Raw genomic sequence first — 22402 nt, 5'->3', positions numbered from 1 at the left:
TTATTATTTGTGAAAATATGACAATAACAGCCATTTTCTAGTGGTTCACACTTTTTCTGTCGATAAAAAAGCCTCAATCCTTCACAAAACTGTAACAGGTTGACCGGGAAAAGGGAAAAAATCGGAGATAATAAAGGTATAAGTATATCAAATTTTACCTACACGTACTAATAGTTGAAAAAATGAAGAGGAGGAGGTAGACGATGAAAAAGCAAAAGTGGATTGCACTACTGCTGGCTGGTGGAAAAGGAACAAGATTAAATCTGCTTACCAAAACGCTAGTGAAACCTGCCGTACCGTTTGGCGGGAAGTATCGTATTATTGACTTTGCTTTAAGTAATTGCCGGAATTCAGGAATTGAAACGGTAGGGATTTTGACACAATACAGGCCGTATGAGCTGCATGCTCATCTTGGCCGCTGTAATGATGGGAATTATTATAACCGTTATGGCGGACTTACGATTCTCCCGCCCTATCAGCGGAGTGATTCAGGGGTAGAATGGTACGAAGGAACCGCACATGCTGTATTTCAAAACATTGAATTTATTGAACAATATAATCCTGAAAATGTCTTAGTAGTTTCTGGTGATCAAATCTACAAAATGGATTATTCAATCATGTTAAAGCAGCATATCGAGACAAATGCAGATTGCACAATTGCCGTGGTGGAAGTTCCTTGGGCGGATGCCAATCGTTTTGGGCTGATGAGGATGGATCCGACGACTTATAGAATAACAAGTTTTGAAGAAAAACCCAAAAACCCGACTTCGAATTTAGCGTCTATGGGCATTTATATATTTAAATGGCCGATTCTAAGAGAATATTTACTTCGTGAAGAATTGAAAGAATTTAGCAATAGGGATTTTGGCAAGGATATTATCCCTTCGATGTTAAGTGATGGTTTACAGCTTTATGCCTATTATTTCAATAATTACTGGAAGGATGTTGGCACTATTCATAGTTATTGGGAAGCAAACTTGGATCTATTAACAAGTGAAAAAAATATTTTTTTACAAGATCCAGAGTGGAGAATTCATACCGCCCATTATGACGAGCCTCCTTTATACTTTGATACGCAGGCAAAGATGTATCAAAGTATTGTGAGCGACGGCTGTGAAATTTACGGGACCATTGAACATTCCGTTTTATTTAGTGGTGTAAAGGTAGGTAAAGGAGCGCGGATTAAGAATTCCGTCATCCTGCCTCAGACCATTATTGGAGAAAATGTTTGGATTGAAAATGCTGTTGTTGGAAGTCAAACACAAATTATGGACGGGGTCATCATCGTTTCTAAGAATGCCGATGCTCATTTAATGGTCGTCGGTCATAACGAAATGATTGATCCAGCATTGCAAGAATTTCCCCTTACAAACAAGGTAATCTCTGTGGTATCCTAGTTTTAAAGAAGGTGTGTGAATCCAGGAGTCACATACCTTCTTTATTTTTTAAAATAAAAGAAATATTTTGTTTTTAACTCGTAAAATGGTAAACTATTAAAAATAATCTTACTAGAGGAGTTAGCAAAATGATAAAAGCGATTTTTTTTGATTTAGATGATACACTTCTATGGGACCAGAAGAGTGTGAAGGAGGCCTTTGCTGCTACGTGTAAGGTGGCAGAGGAGCGTTATGGTGTAGATTCGGAGCAATTTGAAGAGGCTGTACGCGAGGCGGCAAGAACCATTTATTCGTCCTATGAATTTTATCCCTTTACACAAATGATAGGGATTAATCCGTTTGAGGGACTATGGGGTAATTTTTCTGATGAAAATCTTGAGGATTTTAAAAAAATGAAGGTGACCGTACCAAATTACAGAAGAGATGCTTGGACTGCTGGGTTAAAGAAGATGGGTATCGATGATCCTGAGTTTGGTTATGAGTTAGCAGAGCATTTCCCTGCGGAACGCAGAAAGAGCCCGTTTGTATACGAAGAAACGTTTGAAATTCTTGATTCTTTAAAAGAAAACTACAAGCTTCTCCTTTTAACAAATGGTTCACCAGAGCTGCAAAACACGAAATTAGAAATCACTCCAGAGCTTGTTCCTTATTTTGACCAAATTGTTATTTCTGGTGATTTTGGTAGAGGAAAACCTGATCCGTCTATATTTGAACATGCTTTATCCCTCATGGAATTACAAAAAGATGAAGTGATTATGGTAGGGGATAATCTGATGACCGATGTACTAGGGGCAAATCGCGCATGTATCAAAACGGTATGGATTAACCGTCATGACAAGGAGCGCAATGAAGTGATTCCTACTTATGAAATTAAGCATTTGGAAGAACTTTTTCCTATCTTAGCTGAATTAAAGGGAAAATAAACCAGTCATTTTTTGTAACTTTTCCCCCTTTTTCTACGACTATTTAGCTGATACTAAAAATAAATCGTAGAAAAAGGGGATTAACATAAATGAAAAAGAAATTGCTACTTGTCATCGGTTCGGTGCTGCTCGCAGGCTTTTTGTCCGGGTGTGGTGCAGGTGATAAAACTAATGCAAGTTCGGAAGTCAGCAAAAGTGTACCTCCTAAACAAAATGAGATTGCTGCTGCGTTCCTTCCGCAAATAGTCCTAAGAGAAGAAAAAGGAAAAATATTAGTCCGCTATACCGTGAAAAATATCTCTGGAGAACCTAAGAAACTAACGTTTCGTACGGGGTTAGAGGCCGATTTTATTGTCTATGATGCTTCGGGGAAAAAGGTTAAACAATATTCCGATGAAGTGATGTCCACTCAAGTGATTAAAGAGATGACGATAGAAAATAATCAAACCATCACCAAGAATTTTACCATTACGGATTTGCCTAATGGGAAGTATAGGCTTGAGGTGTTCTTGACCGCTAAGGAAGAAGAAGCAAAGGCTGCAGAGGATTTAATCATAAAGAATTCTTCTTCAAATGGTCAGCAGACAAGTCAGTAAATTATCATCTCCACTACGGTGGGGTTTTTTTTGTGACCTGATTCATTTATATACGTGTAATCCGTTATAATAATAGTTATTTAGTTTATTGACATGAGGTGTTGGCTATTGGAATTAAGACAACTGAAATTATTTTCTGAAGTGGCAAAACATAAAAGTATTACCAAAGCTGCCGAAGCGATGCATTTGTCGCAGCCTGCTTTAAGTAAGTCGATTATGGCATTAGAAGAGGAACTCGGCATGACATTAATCATTCGGACCAATAAAACGAGTGATTTAACCGATGCAGGCAGAGTGGTGCTTGACTATGCACAAAAGATGAATGGTCTGTTAGATGAAATGAAAACCACCCTAAACGATATGACCAATTTAACAAGAGGGCAGATTAATATTGGACTTCCTCCGTTTATAGGCAGCTTGTTTTTCCCAAGAGTAATGGCAAAGTTTCACCACACCTACCCTAATATTGAACTCAATATCACCGAATATGGCGGTGCAAGGGTCGTAAAGAGTGTAGAAGAAGGGGAATTTGAACTCGGCGTTGCCGTCTTGCCAATTGATGAACAACTTTTTGATATTTACCCCATTGTGGAAGAGGAAATGAAGCTGTTAGTTTACAAAGACCACCGATTGGCGATGCGAAAAGTAGTCGATATAGAAGAATTGAAGGATGAGGAATTCATCTTTTATCACGAGGAGTTTGCCCTCAATCAAATAATGAGGAACCATTGTATCGCGGCAGGTTTTGAACCCAAAATTTTGTTTAAAAGCTCTCAATGGGATCTTATGACAGAGATGGTGGCGGCAAACCTTGGAATTACCATCCTTCCACATTCTATCTGTAACCGGGTTTTTAATAGCGAGATTGAGGTGATTGACCTCAAACAAAAAATTCTGTGGCGGTTGGCAGTGCTTACAAAAAAAACTCGGTACATCTCAAATGCAGGCAGGACCTTTATTGATTTTATTTTAAAAGATCCATTATAACTTTTGGTTATGGAATTAATTCGTAATATGTATTTTACGAATGGTAAGAATGAGCGTAGGATTACTCTATAGTAAATTTCGTGAAGCAAAAAGGAGAAAATGACTCCTTTTTTTCATATAGAAAGGATCATGACGATGAGACTAGGAGTAATCGTAATACAAGTACTATTTTTGCATGTGTTTTTATTTTTAGGAGCGGTTCTTAAAGAAGTAATTCCACTTCCGATTCCAGCTTCGATGTTTGGCTTATTTCTTCTGTTTCTTGCGCTTTTCTTTAAAATAATCAAGCTTGAGTGGGTAGAAAAAGGGGCCAATTGGTTATTAGCTGAGCTGTTGCTATTCTTTATCCCTTCAGCAGTCGGGATTGTAAATTATGATGAAATTTTAAGCTTACAAGGGGCCGAGATTGTCGGGTTAATTGGGATTAGTACGATTATAGTCATGGGAATGACGGCCGTAACGGCTGAGAAAATGAGTGGACGAAAAAGGAGTGAGCAGCATTGATGATGTTTGTATATACCATAGCGACATATCTTATCTATCGTTTTTCAAAAATAGCCTATGGAAAATGGAGCATGCCGTTTTTTCATCCGTTATTGCTATCACCGATTTTGTTGATTGTTCTTATTTCCGTTACGCATGTGTCTGCAAATCAATATCTGTACGCCTCAAAATGGCTGACTCATTTACTTGGTCCTGCGACCGTTGCCTTTGCGGTGCCCATTTATAAAAACTTAGCAGTTATTAAAAAATATATTGGGACCATTCTTATTAGTATCACTTGTGGATCACTTGTGGCGATTTTTTCTACCTATGGTTTGTCAAAATTGTTCCATTTGAAGTCTGATTTTATTATTTCAATTTTGCCAAGGTCGATCACAACTCCAATTGCGATCGAGGTTTCAAAGGAAATTGGCGGTCTGCCAACGTTAACAACAGTGTTTGTCATTATTACAGGGATCGTTGGGGGTATGGTTGGCCCATCGGTAATTAAAGGACTGTCGATTAAAACACCAATTGCCAGAGGACTTGCATTAGGCATGGGGGCACATGGTGTTGGAACCAATAAGGCGATGGAATACGGAAAGCAGGAAGCTACTTTTTCTTCGTTAGCGATGATTTTTGCAGCATTGATTACCTTAGTTTGGGGAGCATTATTGATTCCTTCTTTAATGAATTTTCATCATATCTTTTAGAATTTTGGCTGTCATTCTATAATGGCGGCCATTTTGTTTTTAATAGTGGATATCATCATATTTATTTTGAAAAAATGGTATTTTTAATGGGCTAAATGAAAAGTTGAAAACATAAAATGAAGGGGTTGTTCAGAAAATCGATTTGATTGGAAACAAGGAGGAAGATTAATGCTCCGAAATGTCATTGTTGTCAGGGATAATGAGGAAAGTGTCAAGAAGGCAATCCGAGAGATATTACGTTCAAAGCATAAGGGGCATGAGTACGCCCTTGATTTGACAAGGATAACGGATAGAGAGAGAAAAAGAGAGATTATGAAACAACTAACAAGGTTTTAAAACTTGAGTCTCAAGAAGTTTATTGCATTAAAAAAGGGAAACGAGATTGATGAATTCTTCATTTCCCTCAAAGTAAGTATTAGTCTAGCAGCCCTAAGAGATGACGGACTGCATAGGCAAACCCGTCTTCATCATTGGTCTTCGTAACTATATCTGCTGCCTGTTGAACCTGCATTGGGGCATTTTCCATTGCTACAGCGGTTGTTGCTACCTCAAATTGAGCAATATCGTTTCCTCCATCACCAAAGGCGATAATCTCGTCAAATGTGAGGTTCATTATGTCTTGGTAGCGTAGAAGGGCCTTACCTTTATGGGCCTCATTTGAGGTGATCTCCACATTATTTGGATGGGAAGACGCCATCGAGATAGGGAATTTCCCCCCTAGTGCTCTTTTAACCTCGTCAATTATTTCTAGTTGATCTGGGTGAACAAGCGCAATTAGTTTGTAAATTTTTAAGTCCTCAAGTTCAAGTATTTCATCATAGTTGAATTCATTAAATAGTCTGTCGAGTTCCTGCTTACTTTTTTCATGTAACGGTGGCAGTGTTGAAGGTAAGCCGCCATGATTTGTGTAAACGAGGATTCCTACATCCATTTTTCTTAAAATCGAAAAAATGTCCTTATACACATCAGTAGTCAAGGTTGCTTCGAAAAGTAGTTCTCTCTCGGCTGAGAACAATACAGACCCATTGATGCAAAAGATAGGCATCTTCATCTTTTGGACTGCCTCTAATTTAATCACATCTGCATAAGCACGACCAGTGTTTAATATTAAACAGTGCCCTTGAGCCTCTAGCTCGTTTAAGACTTTCACACTTTCCTCTGTAATCTCATGCTCAGAATTTAACAACGTACCATCTAAATCAATTGAAATACATTTCATGGGTGTCTATTATTCCTTTCCATTATACATAAAATTACTATATCAGATTAAAATAGGGCTGCCAATTGATACTTTATTAAGATGTTACTTAACATAAGGAAATTACTACCATTATACGTGTGTTATAGTGAATAATGGTGACAGGCACCTTTGAAGGAAAAAAGGCAAGCCTTTTTAACAGGCTTGCCTTTTGATTTATATGGAGATTTATTAACAGGTGCGGATATTAGCCGCGTCTGCCGCCTCGACCACCGCGTTTTGTTTCGGTGTTCCGTTTGAGGCTTGATAAATTCTCTTCACTAGACTTTAAGAACTTAGCCATTTTATCTTCGAAGCTTTCCTTTGGTTTGAAGTTCCCTTTTGAACGGAAGTCTTTCGAACGGCTATCTCCTCTACCTTGACGCTGTGGGCGCTGTGAATAAGAAGAAGTTTGTCCTTCAGGCTTATCGATTGCTTTTTTGATGGATAGGGCAGTTTTTCCGTCTTTCTCACTAATTACTTTTACCTCAACTACATCGCCAATCTTAAGATGATCATTAACATCCTTTACATAGCTATCTGCAACCTCACTAATATGCACTAAGCCGGTTGTCCCGCCTGGCAATTCCACAAATGCTCCAAAATTAGTGATACCGGTTACTTTACCTTGTACTTTACTGCCTACTTCAACTGACATAAAAATATGTTTCCCCCTCATAAATGTTAAAGACACTTTATTATAACAAAAACTTTAGAAAAATAACATATAGTCTATTTCTTCTATTTTGCCAATTCATACCTAGTTTCGACAACAGCTTTTTAAATATCAATTGGAACCTCTTATACGCTGCTCCCAGCCTTACATAAAAGGTTCACAGGAATGTAACATCTATACTGAAACACTTGGAAAGGAGAGGAAATAATAGTAGTGTAATGAGATGCAAAAAAGAAAAAAATTCCGATTGGAGTTTACTACTCCCAAGGAGGTGGATTAGGTTCTCATAAGAGAGTTAGAATGTTTTGCCGGTAGAAAGGAGGTACATTTTTCTATAAAAAATCCGGTAAACCACATAAATGAATCGGAATTAAAGGTCTAGGCTGATTGTTTTGCATTTCATTCAATATTATGGCGGGGGTTGAAGTATAGTTGGTCATTAGAGCTTTCGTCATAATCGCAAAACCTTATGTCTAAAATAGTTGCTTGCCATAGTAACGACATGATAACGGAGCAATAACAACTTAATAAAATTTTCGGTCAATCCAATAAAATGCCTCTACTATAACAACATCTGAAAACTAGGGGAAATGAGGATGATGCCAATAGGATGAACATTTTTTGTAGCGAGTCGGCCAAAATGGCCGACTCGCTTTTTAAAAAGGTTATGAATTATAGAAAAGTCACGTATAAGTAGTATGAATATGGAATGACCTTTATTGAAAGGGGAAAATGATTTTGACCAATCAGTCAGGACCATATAATATTTATAGCTACTTCGTGGGATACAATCCTCCAACCTCCATAAATCCCAATCCGATTTTTCCAAAAATAAAAAGAACTGCTTTTCTTAGTCCCTTCACCTTTGTGGTCGGAGACGTGACGATTCGTGATCATACCTATGTGGGACCTTTCGTGAGCATTCGCGCGGACGAGGGAACTCCGTTTTATATTGACAGGGATTGTAATCTCCAGGATGGTGTCATCCTGCATGGCCTGAAAAATAAGCATGTGGAGGTTAATGGAAAAAAATATTCAATCCATATAGGACCAAGAGTTTCTTGTGCCCATGGTTCATTGATTCATGGTCCCTGTATGATTCATCAAGATGTGTTTGTTGGTTTTAAGGCAATCGTTTATAACGCTCAGGTTGGAGAAGGAAGCTTTATCTCCACAGATGCAGTTGTTACAGGAGGTGTTACCTTGAAGCCACACAGCTTTGTACCGCCTGGCGCTCATATCGATTCACAACCAAAAGCTGATAGTTTATCCCCTGTTCCAAAAACTGAAGAAGAGTTTGCTAAGGAAGTACAAAGGGTAAATGAGGAATTTCCATCAGCCTATTCCTTGTTGTTCGGTAAGACTAGATGTTCATGTGGGTTATCCTATTGATTTTTATTTACAGGGATAAGATACTTTTTCCTCGGTAAAACTACCTTTTGTTTACTATTCGATGAAATGGGGACTATCTATGAAGGAAGTTTTACAGCAGGTAAAAGAAGAATTAGAAAAGGCGTATGACCGTCCGCAATCGACTGACCTGGATCGTTGTATTGTCCAGCTTCAGCAAGCATTGGAACAGAATGGCGATAAAGGAACAATGATTGAGGATTGTATCCGTGCTTTAACGCAAGCGAGAAATGCAGTGGGGGCATTGGAGAATGCAGGAGATGTCTCGTCTGCCGCAGCCTTCGGGGAAGCCTATAATGCCTTGGATCAGGCAATCGAGTCCTATACTGATTAAAAAATGTGATTTAACCTCTAGAAATGGCTAGAGGTTTTTTAGTATGTATAAAAGAATGAACAGGTTGAAAAGGTCCATAATAAAACGTAAAGGAGGCGTGAGCTATGGATGAAAAATATAATACGAACGATGACGCGAATGTTGAGATGAAAAAGGCTCTTAGAAATAGCCCACCGAAGAAAAATCCAAATATGAGTGAAGCAGAATATAAATTAAAGATTTTAGGATTAGGGAAGAAAAGCTAATTATGCCAAGTGTTTCATGGAGGTGATATTATGCCGCGAAATAATCCGGTTGAGTATACAGGCCGAGTCCTAGACCAAAGAAATGATCTTACCGGTCCTAATGATCGTGACGGGAAGGCAACATATCCTGAACGTCCAAAAAATGTGCCGATCCAGGACCCGAATAATAAAAATAAATAACCTCAACGAGGCTGCCATTTGGCAGTCTTTTATTTTTCAAACAAGGGCTGTCACAGTTCATTTAGCACAACCTAAGCATATAAGTATGTTTCCTTTATTTCAATTGATACTATAGTAATGAATCTTCAACATGAAAGGATATTTATAAATATGGCAACTATTAAGATACCTGTTTCAGTGTTAAATCTTGCCCCCATCCGCGAGGGACAGGACTCTAAACAAGCGATTGAGGCAATGGTAGACCTTGCCCAAGCGGTAGAAAAAATGGGCTATCAGCGCTATTGGATTGCGGAGCATCATAATACTTCAACACTGGTCAGTTCAGCGACATCTATTTTAATACAACATACATTGGAACATACGAGTCAAATTCGAGTGGGGTCGGGAGGAATCATGCTCCCAAACCATGCACCGCTTGTGGTTGCCGAACAGTTCGGCACAATGGCCACGATGTTTCCAAACCGTGTCGATCTGGGACTAGGCCGCGCACCTGGTACCGATATGATGACAGCAAGTGCTCTAAGACGCTCGAAAAATGATTCTGTCTACACCTTCCCAGAGGACGTACAGGCATTGCTTACTTATTTCGGACCAATCGAGCAACAAAGTTACGTCAAAGCATATCCTGGGGTCGGGACCAATATTCCAATTTATATTCTCGGGTCCTCAACGGATTCTGCTTATTTGGCAGCAAGTTTGGGTTTACCATATGTATTTGCCTCCCATTTTGCTCCGAGATTTATGGAAGAGGCAATATCAATTTATCGGGAACGTTTCCAACCATCCGAGTATTTGGAAAAACCATATATGATGGTTTGCTTAAATGTGATTGCGGCTGAAACAGATGAGGAAGCGAAATGGCTGTCAACAACCAAGGAGCAATTCTTCCTTAATGTTGTCCGAGGGACACAAAATCCGTTAAGCCCTCCTGTCGAAAATATAGATGAGCTATGGAGTCCGGTGGAAAAAGAAATGGCTTCTTCTATGTCGAGTGTCACGTTGTTGGGAAGCAAGGAAACCGTCCGTCAGCAATTAATGAATTTCCAGGATAGATACCACGTCGATGAGATTATGGCTGTATCCTATATCTTTGATGAAGAAAAACAAAAACGTTCTTATGAAATTTTTAAAGAAATCGTGGATGGAAAATAAACCTTGCAAAAAAAATCACCCTCTAAAAGTAAAGAGGGTGATTTTTTTTTAGTTATTTTCTTTTTGAAATTTAGTCATAAATTCACTGAAAGCTTGGCAAGCTTCAACCGGAACGGCATTGTAGGCAGAAACTCGGCATCCGCCAATAGAACGATGTCCATTAACCCCTACGAATCCTTCTTGTTTCGCCAGCTCTAAGAATTTCTTCTCCAATTCAGGAGTTTTTAAGTTAAAGGTAAGGTTCATTAGTGAACGGCTGTCCTGGTCCGCATGGCCAATGTAAAAACCATTACTATTGTCAATAACTGAGTAGATGTAGTTTGCTTTTTCTTCATTTCGCTTAGCGATTGTCTCAAGACCACCTAAATCACGTGCCCAGTTAAGAACTTCTCCAAGCATATAAATGCCAAAGGTCGGCGGTGTATTGTATAAGGAATTATTTTTCGCATGTGTGCTGTATTTTAACATTGTCGGAATGTTCGTGTTCGCACGCTCAAGGAAATCTTTGCGAATAATCACAACTGTTACACCTGAAGGACCAAGGTTCTTTTGCGCACCCGCATAAATTAGGGCAAACTTGCTGACATCAAACGGCTTAGAAAGGATATCGCTCGACATGTCGGCAATCAAAGGCACATCTCCAGTATCAGGGAAGTCCTTCCACTGGGTACCATAAATCGTATTATTGGAGGTAATATGCACATAAGCATCTTCCTGGTCGTACTGTAACTCATCAAGTTTAGGAATGCTGCGGTAGTTTCCTTCTTTTGTTGAAGCAGCATGGTAAACATCGCCAAATAATTTAGCTTCGGAAAAAGCCTTCTCTGACCAGGATCCTGTCATAACATAACTTGCTTTTTTCCCTGACTGTAAAAAATTCATCGGGATCATCGAAAATTGAAGGCTGGCTCCGCCTTGTAGAAATAGAACTTCATGAGTATCCGGTATGGCTAATAGTTCTCGTAAGCTGCTAATCGCCTGATTATGTACTTCCTCATACGGGCGGCTGCGGTGGCTGAGTTCCATAACTGACATTCCAGTACCACGGAAATCGATTAACTCTTCTTGAGCTTTCTCTAGAACTGAAAGAGGTAAAGCAGAAGGGCCGGCATTAAAATTGTAGGCGCGTTGAACTTGTAATTTCACTTTTCTCACTCCATCTGTTTTTGTTTATTTGACTATAACATAGATTCAATTTTCGGAAAATAAATTTTACCCCGCGAAGGAAAGATATTTTAAAAAAATTAAATGGAAGCGTTTCATCTTACAGGTTATGTAAAAATGAACTTCATTATTTAGGATTTACATTTGTTCTGTCTAAATCCAGCCATTATGGTAACTATACATAAAGAGTAAAATGTTTATTCATTACACTATGGTTAGGAGGACACAACATGGAAGCATCCCTGAAAGTGGGGGAAATAGCCCCGGACTTTTCACTGCCGGCTACCACAAAGGAGAAAATTTCCTTATCGGACTATCGCGGCCAGAAAAATATTGTCGTCGCTTTTTATGGAATGGATTTTACCCCAGGCTGAATTAAAGAAATAGCCTCTTGGAAAGAGGATTATAAACAGTTTGATCAAACGGATTCAGAGGTTTTATCGATTAGCGTTGATCATATTCATTCGCATCGGGTTTTTGCAGCAAGCATGGGGACTCTACCGTATCCATTATTATCGGATTGGCATAAACAAACGGTAAAAGACTATTTTGTTTTTAATGAAAAAGGAGGGACTGCCATTAGGTCCGTGTTTGTTGTTAATAAAGATGGAATCATTACATATTTAAATACTACATTTAAGGCAGATAAAAGAGAGGATTATGAAGCCGTATTTCATGAACTCGAAAAATTAAATGGTCATTTGAAAATCAAACAATAAAATTAACTAAAATAAAAGACCATTGAGAAGTGGTCTTTTATTATTTTCATATCCAAAAATTTTCTAGATTAATAAAACATAAGGAATATTTAATAAAATTTGTCAAAAATTATAAATCAGGTGGTGATGTAGATGTCATTATTTCGGAAAATGAAGAAAGCCAAGATCAGTGTCAAAAATAGACCATTTACTATCCCTGATCAAGTTTTAGATGGACAAAGTAAATTATCTGCGTCACTAAAAGAAACGGAGTCATTAATAAAAAATGTTTTAGGTAAAAATGATGATTTTCAGGTAAAACATTTTAAAATTTTTGGACAGTACCATGCGGCCATGTTTTATTTTTCTAATTTAGTTAACCAGGACCATGTCAATAAGGATATTTTAAGACCTCTTATGTATGTTCCTGAGCATTTAATTTCAAAAGAGAAGCCTCTTAATCAATTAATCGACATCATCATGCACGAAACCCTTTATCATGGTCAAGCTATGGTAGAAGAAAGTTTAGATAAACTGATTTCAGTTCTTTTACGCGGAGAAACGGTTATTTTTGTTGATGGCATCACAGAAGCCATCCATGTATCTACAAGGGAAGTGGAACATCGTTCTGTCACTCAGCCGGAAACAGAACAGGTTATTTTGGGTCCACGCGAAGGGTTTATTGAAAATATTGATACCAATATTGCGATGCTGAGATACCGTCTTCCAACAGCCGATTTTCAAGTTAGAACGATGGAAATTGGAAGATTGACGAAATCAACTGTTTGTTATTGTTATATAAAAGGAATTACAAACGAGACCGTCATAACCGAGGTCGAAAATAGACTTTCGGCCATTGATATTGATGCCATAATGGATGCCGGGTATTTAGAACAATTTATTGAAGATAATCACTTTACACCTTTTCCCCAAATCCAGACAACAGAACGTCCTGACAAAACAGTTGCCAATTTAGTGGAAGGCCGGGTTGCCATCCTTGTAGACGGGTCCCCTTTTGCGCTGTTAGTCCCGGTTGTTTTTAACCAATTCTACCAAACGGCAGAGGATTATGCTTCAAGGTTTTTGATGGGTACTTTTGCGAGGTTTGCTCGCGTGTTGGCACTTGTCTTTTCACTGATCTTTCCTTCACTTTATGTGTCGTTGATTGCGTTTAATCCTGAATTGCTACCGACCGAATTTGCTGTAGCCGTAGCGGGAGGGAGGGCAGGTGTCCCATATCCTGCTGTAGTTGAGGTACTTATAATTGAGATATCTATGGAAATCTTAAGGGAAGCAACGGTACGGCTGCCGAGGCAAGTGGGTGGCGCCCTATCCATTGTAGGGGTGTTAGTTGTCGGGCAGGCTGCGGTGGAAGCCGGTTTGGCAAGTCCAATTACAGTGGTTGTTATTGCTTTAACGACTATAGGCTCATTTGCAACACCAGCATATACAGCCGCCTTTGCCCTAAGAATGTTAAGGTTCCCAATCATGATTTTAGCGGGAATATTTGGTCTTTACGGAGTCATGATCGGAATTATCCTTACTTTCAATCATTTACTGAATCTTAAATCCTTTGGAGTCCCATATATGGCACCAGTTTCTCCAGGAAGTACACAGGGAATGAAAGATGTTGTCACACGTAGCCCTCTTTGGTCGATGTCGAAAAGACCTAGTTTCCTTCAACCTGCGAATCGTAAAAGACATGAACAAAATGATAATGAACAGTAGGAACTAATCAATGGGAGGGTACTTGCAATGGAAAACCATAGGGAAATCACCACCGTACAAGCCTCGACGATCCTAATAAGTACCATCATTGGTGTAGGAGTACTTCCATTGCCGTTGTTTGCTGTTCGAGGCGGGGGATCAGGGGCTCCGCTTGTCACGTTAGCCGGAATCATCCTAGCGGCAATAGGGTTATTTATTATTACAATATTAGGAACCCGCCATCCGCAAAAAACAATTATCACCTACGGCGAGGATATTGTCGGAAAATGGATTGGGAAAATGTGCAGTATGATTGTGATTTTCTTTTTTGTCATATTATCGGCATTGGCTGCTCGTGAATTTGGAGAGGTTGTTGTTTCGGCTGTTTTGAGAGAAACACCATTGGAAGTAACGGTGTTTGTTATGCTGCTGATTGCATGCCTGAGTGTAAGGTACAATATAAACACTTTTGCTTATATTCACAATTTCTATGTACCAGCTATTTTGGGGCCAGTCTTAATTATTGTTGCATTTTCGTTAAAAAATGCAAATCCCTTATACCTGCGTCCTCTAATTGAAAATGATTTCTATTCCATGGCCAAAGGAATGTTAACGATTGCTGCTTTGTTTCAAGGTTCCTTTATCGTCACGATGATTATACCTTTTATGAAAAATCCAAAAAAGGCAATAAAGGCAAGCTTTTGGGGCATTTTTATATCAGGAGGGGTTTACCTGTTAATTGTGATCGCTACCATAGCTGTATTTGGAACGGAAGAGATTAAACAGATATTCTGGCCGACACTCGAATTAGCACGAACCACTGCACTGCCAGGGAACATTCTACAACGATTAGACGTAATTTTTTTAGCTGTTTGGGTGACCGCTGTATTTACTACTCTTTTTTCAAGCTATTATTTTACAATTTATTCTATCAAACAGATTGCCAAGTTAAAAGATCACAGAATGTTGTCGTTTTTTATAATGCCTTTTGTGTTTTTTTTAGCTATGCTGCCGCAAAACATTTTGCAATTGTACGATGTTATTCAAATCGCTGGAAGAGCAGGATTATTAATAACCATTCTTTACCCCGCAATGTTATTAGCCATGGATCTCTTTAGGAGTAGAAGAAGGAGGAAAAAAAGTGTGGTACAAGAATCCTAGCTTACGATTAGTCATCATTTTTTTTCTCCTTTTTCCTCTCCTTTCAGGGTGTTGGGACTCACAAGAAATCGAACAGCGTGCAACTGTATTAGCAATAGGTATTGACCAGGCTTCCAATAAAGAAGAAAATCAGCAATCTGAAGGCGGTATAACCCATTTAGACAAGAATTCCTCAGAACCAAATGAGGAGTTGATTAGGGTGACTGCTCAAATTGCAGTCCCTGGCCGCATTCCACTCGGACCAACACAAGGCCAAAGTTCGCATAATTCGGTGTTGATTGTCCGAGTTGTAGGCCACACCATTCAGGACGCCATGCTCAATCTTCAACAGCAGGTGGCTTACGAAACGTTCCTCGGACATTTACGGATTATTGTTCTGAATGAAAAGATAGCGAAAAAGGGGACGCAACGATTTAATGACTTTTTAAGGCGTAATCCGCAGATCCGCAGAACAGCTTCACTAGCTGTTTCAAAAGAGCCAGCAGAAGATTATATGAGGCTTGTCCCAGAACTGCAACGAATACCATCATTGTATTTAGCAGACATGGTCGATAATTTATCGGCATTAGGAAGATTTCCGCCCAGTTTTATTGGTTTGTTCTGGACCATACTTTCTAGTAAGGGACAAGACCCGTATCTTCCCTATCTTACCATCAAAGATAAGAAGTCCATTCAATTAAGTGGGCTAGCTTATTTTAGAGGAGATAGGATGGCAGGAAAGACAACACCCCTTGAAATAGGATTTTATATGGCTATCAGAGGGATTGGGAGAGGCGGATATAGCGCTTTTATTAAAGTGCCGGGAAAAGAGGAATTTGTACTGGTTAAGGCCATCTCTCGAAAAACAAAAGTTAAGGTAAAATTAAAAGATGGGAAACCACATGTGGATATCAAGGTTCGTTACGAGAGTGAAATAGAAGAAAAGACAAGTCAAAGTATTTATATTAACGATTCAACTATTATCGGGAAAATACAAAAAGAAACTTCAAAAGAAGTAGAAAAATCTCTAAAGAAGTTTATTGCCAAAACACAAAAAGCTGAAAGTGATATTTTTGGTTTTGGAGAACATGTCCGAGCAAAATATCCGAAATATTGGACCAAGGAGATTGGAACGAAAGAAAATTGGAAAAGAGTATATAAAGACATTACTTATGATGTTCATGTTGATACCCGTATTCATCGGGTAGGGATGAAAGCAAAGTAAATGTGGAGGACTAGATAGGATGTTTATTGGTTTTTTACCATATGTCATTGTTATCTTCATCGCAACAGGGCTTTTCATTCTACTGGTCGATGCAAAAATGTACAAAAAAGAAAAACAGAAAAAAGAACATAAAGCATCATTAATTTTCGGATGGATGAATATAGCCCTCGGTCTTGGATTGTTTTTGGTTAATTGGATTTACAACAATTTTATTTGGTAAGGAATGTATTCAAAACAGATATTGGAGGAGTTAATACATGGAACATAATGAAAAAATGGAACAATTACTTCGCGATTACGGTTATCCTGAGCAGTCTATTCCAAGACTAGTCCAAGAAATAAGCTCAATGAGCTTTGATAAGGTAAAAAAGCTGATTCTTCCATATAACGATATTACAGCAGACAAATCATCAAGAACTTAATGAGAAACTAAACATGACAACAAATAAGACCCGGTTTATTCTGGGTCTTTTTCATTTACTTAAAGGGATAGTATGAATATTTTTAATTATACATCTGTATAATGTTTTATGAACAAAAATTATGCCCAAAATACTTTACTGGTCTACTGTACGAAAGGGAATGAGTAAATATCAACAATATATTATAAAAATAAGATTTAGAATATTTTTATAATATATTGACATAAAAAAGACAAGCATTTATATTAATAGAATATTATACATAAATATACATAAAATTAGAGGGTGATTGATATGTTCGTAACGGTTGGCCCCGGGCAATATCACAGAAATGCTGGTTTAATATCTGATTCTGGTTTATACATAAAGAGGTTTGGATCCACCGCCGTTCTAGTCGGAGGAAATACAAGCCGCCAAGTTATCGATGGACCGCTCCGGCAAAGTTTATCCGAGCATGGAATGACTTTGAAACATTCACTTTGGTTTGGGGGAGAATCCTCGCAAACGAATATTGATATATTGGTAGAACAATTAAAGAATGAAACATTTGACGTACTTATTGCAACTGGTGGAGGAAAGGCGCTAGATACAGCGAAAGCTGCAGCCTATTATCTGAATAAACCGTTAGTGGCCATCCCAACGATTGCTGCTACCTGTGCTGCTTCAACCCCGATTTGTATTCTCTACAGTGATGAAGGAGAATTCCTAGAAATCAGCCGAAATTCCAAAGTACCAGAATTAGTCTTGGTAGATACAAATGTTATTTTGAATGCACCTGTCCGCTATTTAATTGCTGGGATTGGCGATACATTGGCGAAATGGTTTGAAACCAAATGTTCGATCAAAAAAGCAGTGCCAAATGCGATTAATCAAACGGCCATTGCAATTGCTGGCCAATTATATCAAACCTTAATTCAAAAAGGAACAACGGCAGTAAGCTCGATTCATGAGCAAAATATAACGGATGCACTTAATGACATCATTGATGCAATTATTGTAGTCAGTGGCAGCGTAAGCGGCTATGGCGGAGATGATTGCCGGACAGCAGCAGCTCATGCAATTTACTCAGGATTGACCATCTTCCCTGAAATTCACGATACCTACCATGGTGAGATTGTCGCATTTGGGATTTTAGCGCAGTTATGTATGGAAGGCACGGAAGAGCAAGAAGTAAGAACGTTAATTAATTATTATCAACAAGTAGGTTTGCCTTACACATTAGAACAGATGGCAATCAAAAGCTTAACCGAAAATCAATGGAAAGCGTTAGGTGAAATTACCGTTACGATTGAAGATATGGCGAATATGCCATTTGAGGTGACACCTGATATGGTCATAACATCCGTCAAAAAGGCAAATGAGATTGGAACAGACATGTTAGTAGCAACTAAATAAATTAATAGATAAAATAGGGGGATTTATTCATGAAAAAGTGGTTAGGTTTATTATGTTCAATCATGTTGTTAGTTGCATTAGCGGCTTGCGGGAAAGACGAAGCATCCAGCACTAGTGCGGATGGAAAGAAATCATCGGAACCTTTAAAGGTAACACTGCCTACATGGACAGGCTATGGTCCATTATTTTTAGCAAAAGAAAAAGGATTCTTTAAGAAAAACGGAATTGATGTGGATCTTTCTATCGTAGAAGGTTTAGCGGAGCGTAAACAAGCATTAGCTAGTGGGAAAATTGATGGTATGGCAACAGCCCTCGATGTTCAAGTCACACTTGCTGCATCAAAGATTCCTGTACAAGTTGTTTGGGTATTAGATGATTCCCATGGCGGTGACGGAATTCTTGTTAAAAAAGGCATCAATAGTGTAAAAGATTTAAAAGGTAAAAAAGTAGCATTTGAAGTAGGCTCAACAAGCCATATGCTGGCATTAACAGCATTGAAACAAGGCGGGTTAACGGAAAAAGACGTTGAAGTTGTACAAATGTCTGCAGGCGACGCCGGAGCAGCATTTGCTGCAGGTAAAGTAGATGCAGCCGTAACTTGGGAGCCGTGGTTATCCAAAGGTTCACAAGCAAATGGTAAGGTTTTATTATCGACAAAGGATTTACCTGGTATCATTGTTGACACCGTTAGCTTTAAGGAAGATGTCATTAAAAACCGCCCGGATGATGTAAAAGCATTTGTTAAAGCTATGGGTGAAGCAATGCAATATTGGAAAGATCATAAAGATGAAGCAGATGATATTATGGCCAAGGGCTTAAAAATTGATACAAAAGAATTCGTTGGAACTGAATCAGGTTTGAAGTTCTTTACAAAAGAGGAGAACAAAGAACTTTTTGGTACTGAAAGCAGCAATGGTTCAATCTATAAATCAACCGAAAATGCGATTCAGTTTTATAAAGAGCAAGGTATTATAAAAACTGAACCTAAAGCGGATGAGATTATTAACCCAAGTTTTCAGTAATAAGTGGAATCCAATACAGCCTAATATATGAGCTTCTCATATGTTAGGCTTTTTAAACAGATTGATAGAATGGGTGAGTATGATGTTGGCAAAATTGTTTACGCCTAATAAGGAGATTCCTAAAGGGATATATTCGACGGCGGGGTTTGTTACCTTTGTTATATTTTTAGCGGTTTGGTGTGTCCTAACTTACGGCGGAATTGTCAATCCGCTTTTTTTGCCGACACCGACTTCAGTTTTAGCAACTAGCGTTGATTTATTTGTGAATGGGGACCTAGTCTCTAATATAGGGATTAGTTTTACAAGGGTATTGGTTGGATTTCTTATTGCCGCTCTTATCGGCATACCTCTCGGGATATTAATGGGGTCTTTAAAAATCATGGAAGGCGCCTTTGAACCAATCATTGGATTCATCCGCTATATGCCGGCCTCTGCCTTTATTCCATTATTAATCTTATGGATCGGACTTGGAGAACCGGAGAAAATGAGCGTTATTTTTCTAGGAACCTTTTTCCAGTTAACCCTCATGATTATGGACGTGACGAAAAATGTTCAAAATGATTTAATTGAAGTTTCTTATACGTTAGGTGCCAAAAAAGGCCAATTGTTTACCAAGGTTATTTTACCGGCAGCCCTCCCAGGTATTGTTGATACTTTACGAATTACCTTTGGATGGGCTTGGACTTATTTAGTCGTAGCAGAAATAGTTGGTGCCTCCAGTGGTTTAGGCTATATGATTATGCAGGCGTCTCGTTTCTTGCAGCCGGATAAGATTATAGTTGGTATTCTAATCATTGGTTTACTTGGGCTGTTGACAGATATGGTCTTCAAAGCCATTTATCGTGCTTCATTTTCATGGATGAGAAAGGATGGTTTGTAAGATGGTTATCACAGCAGCGAATAATGTAGAAATGGGTAAAAATCAACCAAAAATCACAACGCCAAAGTTAGAAATTAAAGAGGTTGGCAAGGTTTTTAAGACAAAAAGCGGTGAAACTACAGCGTTAGAGAAAACCTCCTTTACAGTAAGTGAAGGTGAGTTTGTTACGATTTTGGGACCTTCAGGATGTGGTAAATCTACCGTTTTACGGATAGTAGCTGGTTTGGAGGAGGCTACTTCTGGAGAAGTATTACTTGATGGTCAAAAAATCAATGGTCCCGGACCTGACCGTGGGATGGTGTTTCAGTCCTATACGTTATATCCATGGCTAACGGTAAAGGAAAACATTACATTTGGCTTAAAATTACAAGGTGTTTCGCAAAAGGAACGTGACGATGTTGCTCGTCATTATCTGCAGTTAATTGGGTTAGAAGGATTTGAGAAGCATTATCCCATTCAATTGTCAGGCGGTATGAAGCAGCGGGTGGCGATTGCGCGTGCCTTGGCGAATGATCCGAAAATTCTCTTAATGGATGAACCATTTGGTGCACTAGATGCGCAAACGAGAAATATCATGCAGGAAGTCCTTTTAAAAGCTTGGGAAGAGTCGAAGAAAACGATATTGTTTATTACCCATGATGTAGAGGAATCGATTTTCCTTGCTGATTCTGTCTATGTGATGACTGCAAGACCAGGCCGTTTAAAGAAAAAGGTACCAATTACATTGGATAGACCAAGGGATTTCAGTGTCAAAGGATCCGTAGAATTTGCAGGTTATAAGGAAGAATTGCTGTCGTTGATTAGGGAAGAGAGTCTGAAAGCAATCCATTAGGCAGTTTGACAATCTAATACTGTCAAAAGTAAGGTGGATTCTACAAAGCAAGGATGGAATTCTACAAATATATGAGGAATTCTACAAATCAAGAAAGTAATTCTACAAAAATTGGAGTATTTTTCAAAATAATTTCTTTAAGGATTAGCGGAAGGTGTTTATCAGGTGAAAATTGATTCATTTTTTTCGAATAACATAAAAAAGGCACTTAAGAACAATCCTCCAGGTGAATGGATGCCCGAGCTTCCAGAGGAATGTATCCGTTTGAGTTCAGGCTATCCGGATCCCGCTCTAGTCCCTTCACAGCAAATTAAGGAAGCCGTAGCTAAACTAATTGAAGAAGAACAGGATTTACCCCTTCATTATCTTGGAAGTCCCCGGATTGATTTGCTCAAGCAGCAAATCCAGAAGCGATTACACCAGCGTGGAATGAAGGTACATGAGCGAGAGCTATTAATAACTTCAGGAGCTTGTCAAGCGCTTGATTTAATTGCCCGTGTTATTATTGACGAGGAATCGGTTGTGGCGGTAGAAGCTCCAACATATATGGAAGCATTAGAGATATTTCAAAACTATACGAAGCAGATTATTAATATACCTGTAGATGAAAACGGACTTCAAACTAGCTTATTAGAAGAAGTATTAAAGGAAAGAACGCAAAAAGGTCTACCGTTGCCCCGGATTTTGTATACAATCCCTACTGCGCAAAATCCGACAGGGACAACAATGGATTTGGAACGCCGGAAGCATTTGTTAAAATTGGCCGGCGAATATGATTTCCTCATTTTAGAAGATGATGCATATGGGGAACTTTCATTTGGAGATAGTCCAATCCCGTTAAAAGCAATCGACACTGAAGGAAGAGTCCTTCACGTCGGCTCTTTATCCAAGGTGGTTGCTCCAGGGATGCGGATAGGCTGGATAGCTGGCAGTGAGGAATTCATTAGTGCATTTGCTTGGTTTAAAAAAGACTTAGATCACCCATTTGCACAGGCATCAGTGGCCTCGTATTTAGAGGAAATTGATTTTGAAGAACGGCTTAACATGTTAAAAGAAATATATAGGAAGAAATGTGATACGTTAATCAATGCACTGCAGATTTATTTTCCTGAATCTGTTACTTGGTATATGCCAAGCGGTGGTTATTTTGTGTGGGTTCATATTCCTGGACTAGATACTTCGGAATTGTTAGTACGGTCCTTGGTAAAGGGCGTTTCTTTCATTCCAGGGGAGTATTTCTTCTTAAATCCACAGGATGGGACTGAGTTTTTCCGTCTCTCGTTTTGTTATGAAGGTGAAGCTGAAATTACTGAAGGTATAAAACGCCTAGGACAGCTGCTTACGGAACAGTTAAAAGTTAATTCTTCATTATTAAAATGAGGAAGGGGGTGTTCCTTCTGTTAAGGAATGTTCCCTTCTTTATTTGAGATAATAATTCTTCACCTGAGATTAATAAAATGGAAATAATTTCTGATTGTGTACACTTTATATAGGTGGTATTATATAAAAGTCGCCTCTGAAAGAGGAATAAAAACATAGTCTGGCAATAATGGCGAGAATGTCACACCCGTTCCCATACCGAAC

General features: G+C 38.7%; 26 protein-coding genes. 23 read left to right on the top strand and 3 right to left on the bottom strand.

What is annotated here, in order from left to right; genetic code table 11:
• Positions 1-203: 203 nt before the first annotated feature.
• From COD92_RS24320 to COD92_RS32255, 7 genes are all read left to right on the top strand, one after another.
• Positions 204-1397 (top strand): glucose-1-phosphate adenylyltransferase, encoded by a 1194-nt coding sequence (locus COD92_RS24320; protein WP_098531875.1) that lies wholly within the window; start codon positions 204-206, stop codon positions 1395-1397.
• 128 nt (positions 1398-1525) lie between these two features.
• Entirely contained in the window at positions 1526-2320 is a 795-nt protein-coding gene (locus COD92_RS24315; protein WP_098531874.1) for an HAD family hydrolase, read from the top strand.
• A gap of 89 nt (positions 2321-2409) precedes the next feature.
• Positions 2410-2916 (top strand): BsuPI-related putative proteinase inhibitor, encoded by a 507-nt coding sequence (locus COD92_RS24310; protein ID WP_098531873.1) that lies wholly within the window; start codon positions 2410-2412, stop codon positions 2914-2916.
• A 108-nt stretch (positions 2917-3024) separates the two neighbouring features.
• Positions 3025-3903: a LysR family transcriptional regulator gene (locus COD92_RS24305; protein ID WP_176541306.1), complete on the top strand. Its 879-nt coding sequence runs from the start codon at positions 3025-3027 to the stop codon at positions 3901-3903.
• A gap of 135 nt (positions 3904-4038) precedes the next feature.
• Positions 4039-4407, top strand: a complete 369-nt coding sequence (locus COD92_RS24300; RefSeq protein WP_098531895.1) for a CidA/LrgA family protein — start codon at positions 4039-4041, stop codon at positions 4405-4407.
• Positions 4407-5099 carry an LrgB family protein gene (locus COD92_RS24295; protein ID WP_176541308.1) on the top strand — a complete coding sequence of 231 codons (693 nt, stop codon included), beginning with the start codon at positions 4407-4409 and terminating at the stop codon, positions 5097-5099. The genes COD92_RS24300 and COD92_RS24295 overlap by 1 nt, the downstream gene beginning before the upstream one ends.
• A 168-nt stretch (positions 5100-5267) precedes the next feature.
• Positions 5268-5435 carry a hypothetical protein gene (locus tag COD92_RS32255; RefSeq protein WP_176541305.1) on the top strand — a complete coding sequence of 56 codons (168 nt, stop codon included), beginning with the start codon at positions 5268-5270 and terminating at the stop codon, positions 5433-5435.
• A gap of 79 nt (positions 5436-5514) precedes the next feature.
• On the opposite strand, the gene COD92_RS24290 is transcribed toward COD92_RS32255, so the two are convergent.
• Both COD92_RS24290 and COD92_RS24285 read right to left on the bottom strand, forming a co-directional pair.
• The gene (locus tag COD92_RS24290) at positions 5515-6318 is read right to left on the bottom strand and encodes an HAD family hydrolase (RefSeq protein WP_098531870.1); all 804 of its coding nucleotides are present in this window, start codon (positions 6316-6318) and stop codon (positions 5515-5517) included.
• A gap of 226 nt (positions 6319-6544) precedes the next feature.
• Entirely contained in the window at positions 6545-6994 is a 450-nt protein-coding gene (locus tag COD92_RS24285) for a S1 domain-containing RNA-binding protein (RefSeq protein WP_098531869.1), read from the bottom strand.
• A 756-nt stretch (positions 6995-7750) separates the two neighbouring features.
• Here COD92_RS24285 and COD92_RS24280 point away from each other — a divergent pair.
• The 5 genes from COD92_RS24280 (at position 7751) to COD92_RS24270 (ending at position 10333) form a co-directional block, all read left to right on the top strand.
• Positions 7751-8404, top strand: coding sequence for an LbetaH domain-containing protein (locus tag COD92_RS24280; protein WP_255286740.1), 654 nt, complete (start codon positions 7751-7753; stop codon positions 8402-8404).
• A gap of 79 nt (positions 8405-8483) precedes the next feature.
• A complete protein-coding gene (locus tag COD92_RS24275) occupies positions 8484-8756 on the top strand; it encodes a hypothetical protein (protein WP_098531867.1) in 273 nt (90 codons plus the stop codon).
• Positions 8757-8860: 104 nt separating this feature from the next.
• Positions 8861-9001, top strand: coding sequence for a hypothetical protein (locus COD92_RS32250; RefSeq protein ID WP_176541304.1), 141 nt, complete (start codon positions 8861-8863; stop codon positions 8999-9001).
• A gap of 30 nt (positions 9002-9031) precedes the next feature.
• Positions 9032-9181, top strand: a complete 150-nt coding sequence (locus tag COD92_RS32245) for a hypothetical protein (RefSeq protein ID WP_176541303.1) — start codon at positions 9032-9034, stop codon at positions 9179-9181.
• Between the two features lie 150 nt (positions 9182-9331).
• Positions 9332-10333: an LLM class flavin-dependent oxidoreductase gene (locus COD92_RS24270; protein ID WP_098531866.1), complete on the top strand. Its 1002-nt coding sequence runs from the start codon at positions 9332-9334 to the stop codon at positions 10331-10333.
• Positions 10334-10381: 48 nt separating this feature from the next.
• On the opposite strand, the gene serC is transcribed toward COD92_RS24270, so the two are convergent.
• Positions 10382-11479: a 3-phosphoserine/phosphohydroxythreonine transaminase gene (gene serC, locus COD92_RS24265; protein WP_098531865.1), complete on the bottom strand. Its 1098-nt coding sequence runs from the start codon at positions 11477-11479 to the stop codon at positions 10382-10384.
• Between the two features lie 248 nt (positions 11480-11727).
• Between serC and COD92_RS24255 the strand changes: the two genes are divergently transcribed.
• The 11 genes from COD92_RS24255 to COD92_RS24210 all read left to right on the top strand — a co-directional run bounded on the left by COD92_RS24255 (position 11728) and on the right by COD92_RS24210 (position 22198).
• Positions 11728-12216 (top strand): redoxin domain-containing protein, encoded by a 489-nt coding sequence (locus COD92_RS24255; protein WP_255286739.1) that lies wholly within the window; start codon positions 11728-11730, stop codon positions 12214-12216.
• A gap of 150 nt (positions 12217-12366) precedes the next feature.
• Positions 12367-13923 carry a spore germination protein gene (locus COD92_RS24250; RefSeq protein WP_480254368.1) on the top strand — a complete coding sequence of 519 codons (1557 nt, stop codon included), beginning with the start codon at positions 12367-12369 and terminating at the stop codon, positions 13921-13923.
• A 27-nt stretch (positions 13924-13950) separates the two neighbouring features.
• Positions 13951-15063 (top strand): GerAB/ArcD/ProY family transporter, encoded by a 1113-nt coding sequence (locus tag COD92_RS24245; RefSeq protein ID WP_098531861.1) that lies wholly within the window; start codon positions 13951-13953, stop codon positions 15061-15063.
• Positions 15044-16267: a Ger(x)C family spore germination protein gene (locus COD92_RS24240; protein ID WP_176541302.1), complete on the top strand. Its 1224-nt coding sequence runs from the start codon at positions 15044-15046 to the stop codon at positions 16265-16267. The genes COD92_RS24245 and COD92_RS24240 overlap by 20 nt, the downstream gene beginning before the upstream one ends.
• Before the next feature lie 19 nt (positions 16268-16286).
• The gene (locus tag COD92_RS24235; protein ID WP_098531859.1) at positions 16287-16487 is read left to right on the top strand and encodes a CLC_0170 family protein; all 201 of its coding nucleotides are present in this window, start codon (positions 16287-16289) and stop codon (positions 16485-16487) included.
• 37 nt (positions 16488-16524) lie between these two features.
• Complete coding sequence (locus COD92_RS32240) at positions 16525-16689, top strand: hypothetical protein (protein WP_176541301.1); 165 nt, start codon at positions 16525-16527, stop codon at positions 16687-16689.
• Positions 16690-16983: 294 nt separating this feature from the next.
• The gene (locus COD92_RS24230) at positions 16984-18084 is read left to right on the top strand and encodes an iron-containing alcohol dehydrogenase family protein (protein ID WP_098531858.1); all 1101 of its coding nucleotides are present in this window, start codon (positions 16984-16986) and stop codon (positions 18082-18084) included.
• Between the two features lie 29 nt (positions 18085-18113).
• Positions 18114-19106, top strand: a complete 993-nt coding sequence (locus COD92_RS24225) for an ABC transporter substrate-binding protein (protein WP_098531857.1) — start codon at positions 18114-18116, stop codon at positions 19104-19106.
• An 82-nt stretch (positions 19107-19188) separates the two neighbouring features.
• Entirely contained in the window at positions 19189-19986 is a 798-nt protein-coding gene (locus COD92_RS24220; protein ID WP_098531893.1) for an ABC transporter permease, read from the top strand.
• A gap of 1 nt (position 19987) precedes the next feature.
• On the top strand, positions 19988-20818 hold the full coding sequence (locus tag COD92_RS24215) for an ABC transporter ATP-binding protein (RefSeq protein WP_255286737.1): 831 nt from the start codon (positions 19988-19990) through the stop codon (positions 20816-20818).
• Between the two features lie 165 nt (positions 20819-20983).
• Positions 20984-22198: an aminotransferase-like domain-containing protein gene (locus COD92_RS24210; RefSeq protein WP_098531856.1), complete on the top strand. Its 1215-nt coding sequence runs from the start codon at positions 20984-20986 to the stop codon at positions 22196-22198.
• Positions 22199-22402: the final 204 nt, after the last annotated feature.

It is taken from the genome of Bacillus sp. AFS037270 (assembly GCF_002585305.1).
This window is presented reverse-complemented; position numbering and strand designations above follow the sequence as displayed.

Excerpts from the sequence above, each read along its gene's own strand:
- COD92_RS32245 (WP_176541303.1), top strand. The coding sequence starts at position 9,032 with ATGCCGCGAAATAATCCGGTTGAGTATACAGGCCGAGTCCTAGACCAA.
- COD92_RS24285 (WP_098531869.1), bottom strand. The coding sequence starts at position 6,994 with ATGTCAGTTGAAGTAGGCAGTAAAGTACAAGGTAAAGTAACCGGTATC.
- COD92_RS24270 (WP_098531866.1), top strand. The coding sequence starts at position 9,332 with ATGGCAACTATTAAGATACCTGTTTCAGTGTTAAATCTTGCCCCCATC.
- COD92_RS24295 (WP_176541308.1), top strand. The coding sequence starts at position 4,407 with ATGATGTTTGTATATACCATAGCGACATATCTTATCTATCGTTTTTCA.
- COD92_RS32250 (WP_176541304.1), top strand. The coding sequence starts at position 8,861 with ATGGATGAAAAATATAATACGAACGATGACGCGAATGTTGAGATGAAA.
- COD92_RS24300 (WP_098531895.1), top strand. The coding sequence starts at position 4,039 with ATGAGACTAGGAGTAATCGTAATACAAGTACTATTTTTGCATGTGTTT.
- COD92_RS24290 (WP_098531870.1), bottom strand. The coding sequence starts at position 6,318 with ATGAAATGTATTTCAATTGATTTAGATGGTACGTTGTTAAATTCTGAG.
- COD92_RS24215 (WP_255286737.1), top strand. The coding sequence starts at position 19,988 with ATGGTTATCACAGCAGCGAATAATGTAGAAATGGGTAAAAATCAACCA.
- COD92_RS24225 (WP_098531857.1), top strand. The coding sequence starts at position 18,114 with ATGAAAAAGTGGTTAGGTTTATTATGTTCAATCATGTTGTTAGTTGCA.
- COD92_RS24235 (WP_098531859.1), top strand. The coding sequence starts at position 16,287 with ATGTTTATTGGTTTTTTACCATATGTCATTGTTATCTTCATCGCAACA.
- COD92_RS32255 (WP_176541305.1), top strand. The coding sequence starts at position 5,268 with ATGCTCCGAAATGTCATTGTTGTCAGGGATAATGAGGAAAGTGTCAAG.
- COD92_RS32240 (WP_176541301.1), top strand. The coding sequence starts at position 16,525 with ATGGAACATAATGAAAAAATGGAACAATTACTTCGCGATTACGGTTAT.
- COD92_RS24250 (WP_480254368.1), top strand. The coding sequence starts at position 12,367 with ATGAAGAAAGCCAAGATCAGTGTCAAAAATAGACCATTTACTATCCCT.
- COD92_RS24220 (WP_098531893.1), top strand. The coding sequence starts at position 19,189 with ATGTTGGCAAAATTGTTTACGCCTAATAAGGAGATTCCTAAAGGGATA.
- COD92_RS24315 (WP_098531874.1), top strand. The coding sequence starts at position 1,526 with ATGATAAAAGCGATTTTTTTTGATTTAGATGATACACTTCTATGGGAC.
- COD92_RS24320 (WP_098531875.1), top strand. The coding sequence starts at position 204 with ATGAAAAAGCAAAAGTGGATTGCACTACTGCTGGCTGGTGGAAAAGGA.
- COD92_RS24275 (WP_098531867.1), top strand. The coding sequence starts at position 8,484 with ATGAAGGAAGTTTTACAGCAGGTAAAAGAAGAATTAGAAAAGGCGTAT.
- COD92_RS24245 (WP_098531861.1), top strand. The coding sequence starts at position 13,951 with ATGGAAAACCATAGGGAAATCACCACCGTACAAGCCTCGACGATCCTA.
- COD92_RS24230 (WP_098531858.1), top strand. The coding sequence starts at position 16,984 with ATGTTCGTAACGGTTGGCCCCGGGCAATATCACAGAAATGCTGGTTTA.
- COD92_RS24310 (WP_098531873.1), top strand. The coding sequence starts at position 2,410 with ATGAAAAAGAAATTGCTACTTGTCATCGGTTCGGTGCTGCTCGCAGGC.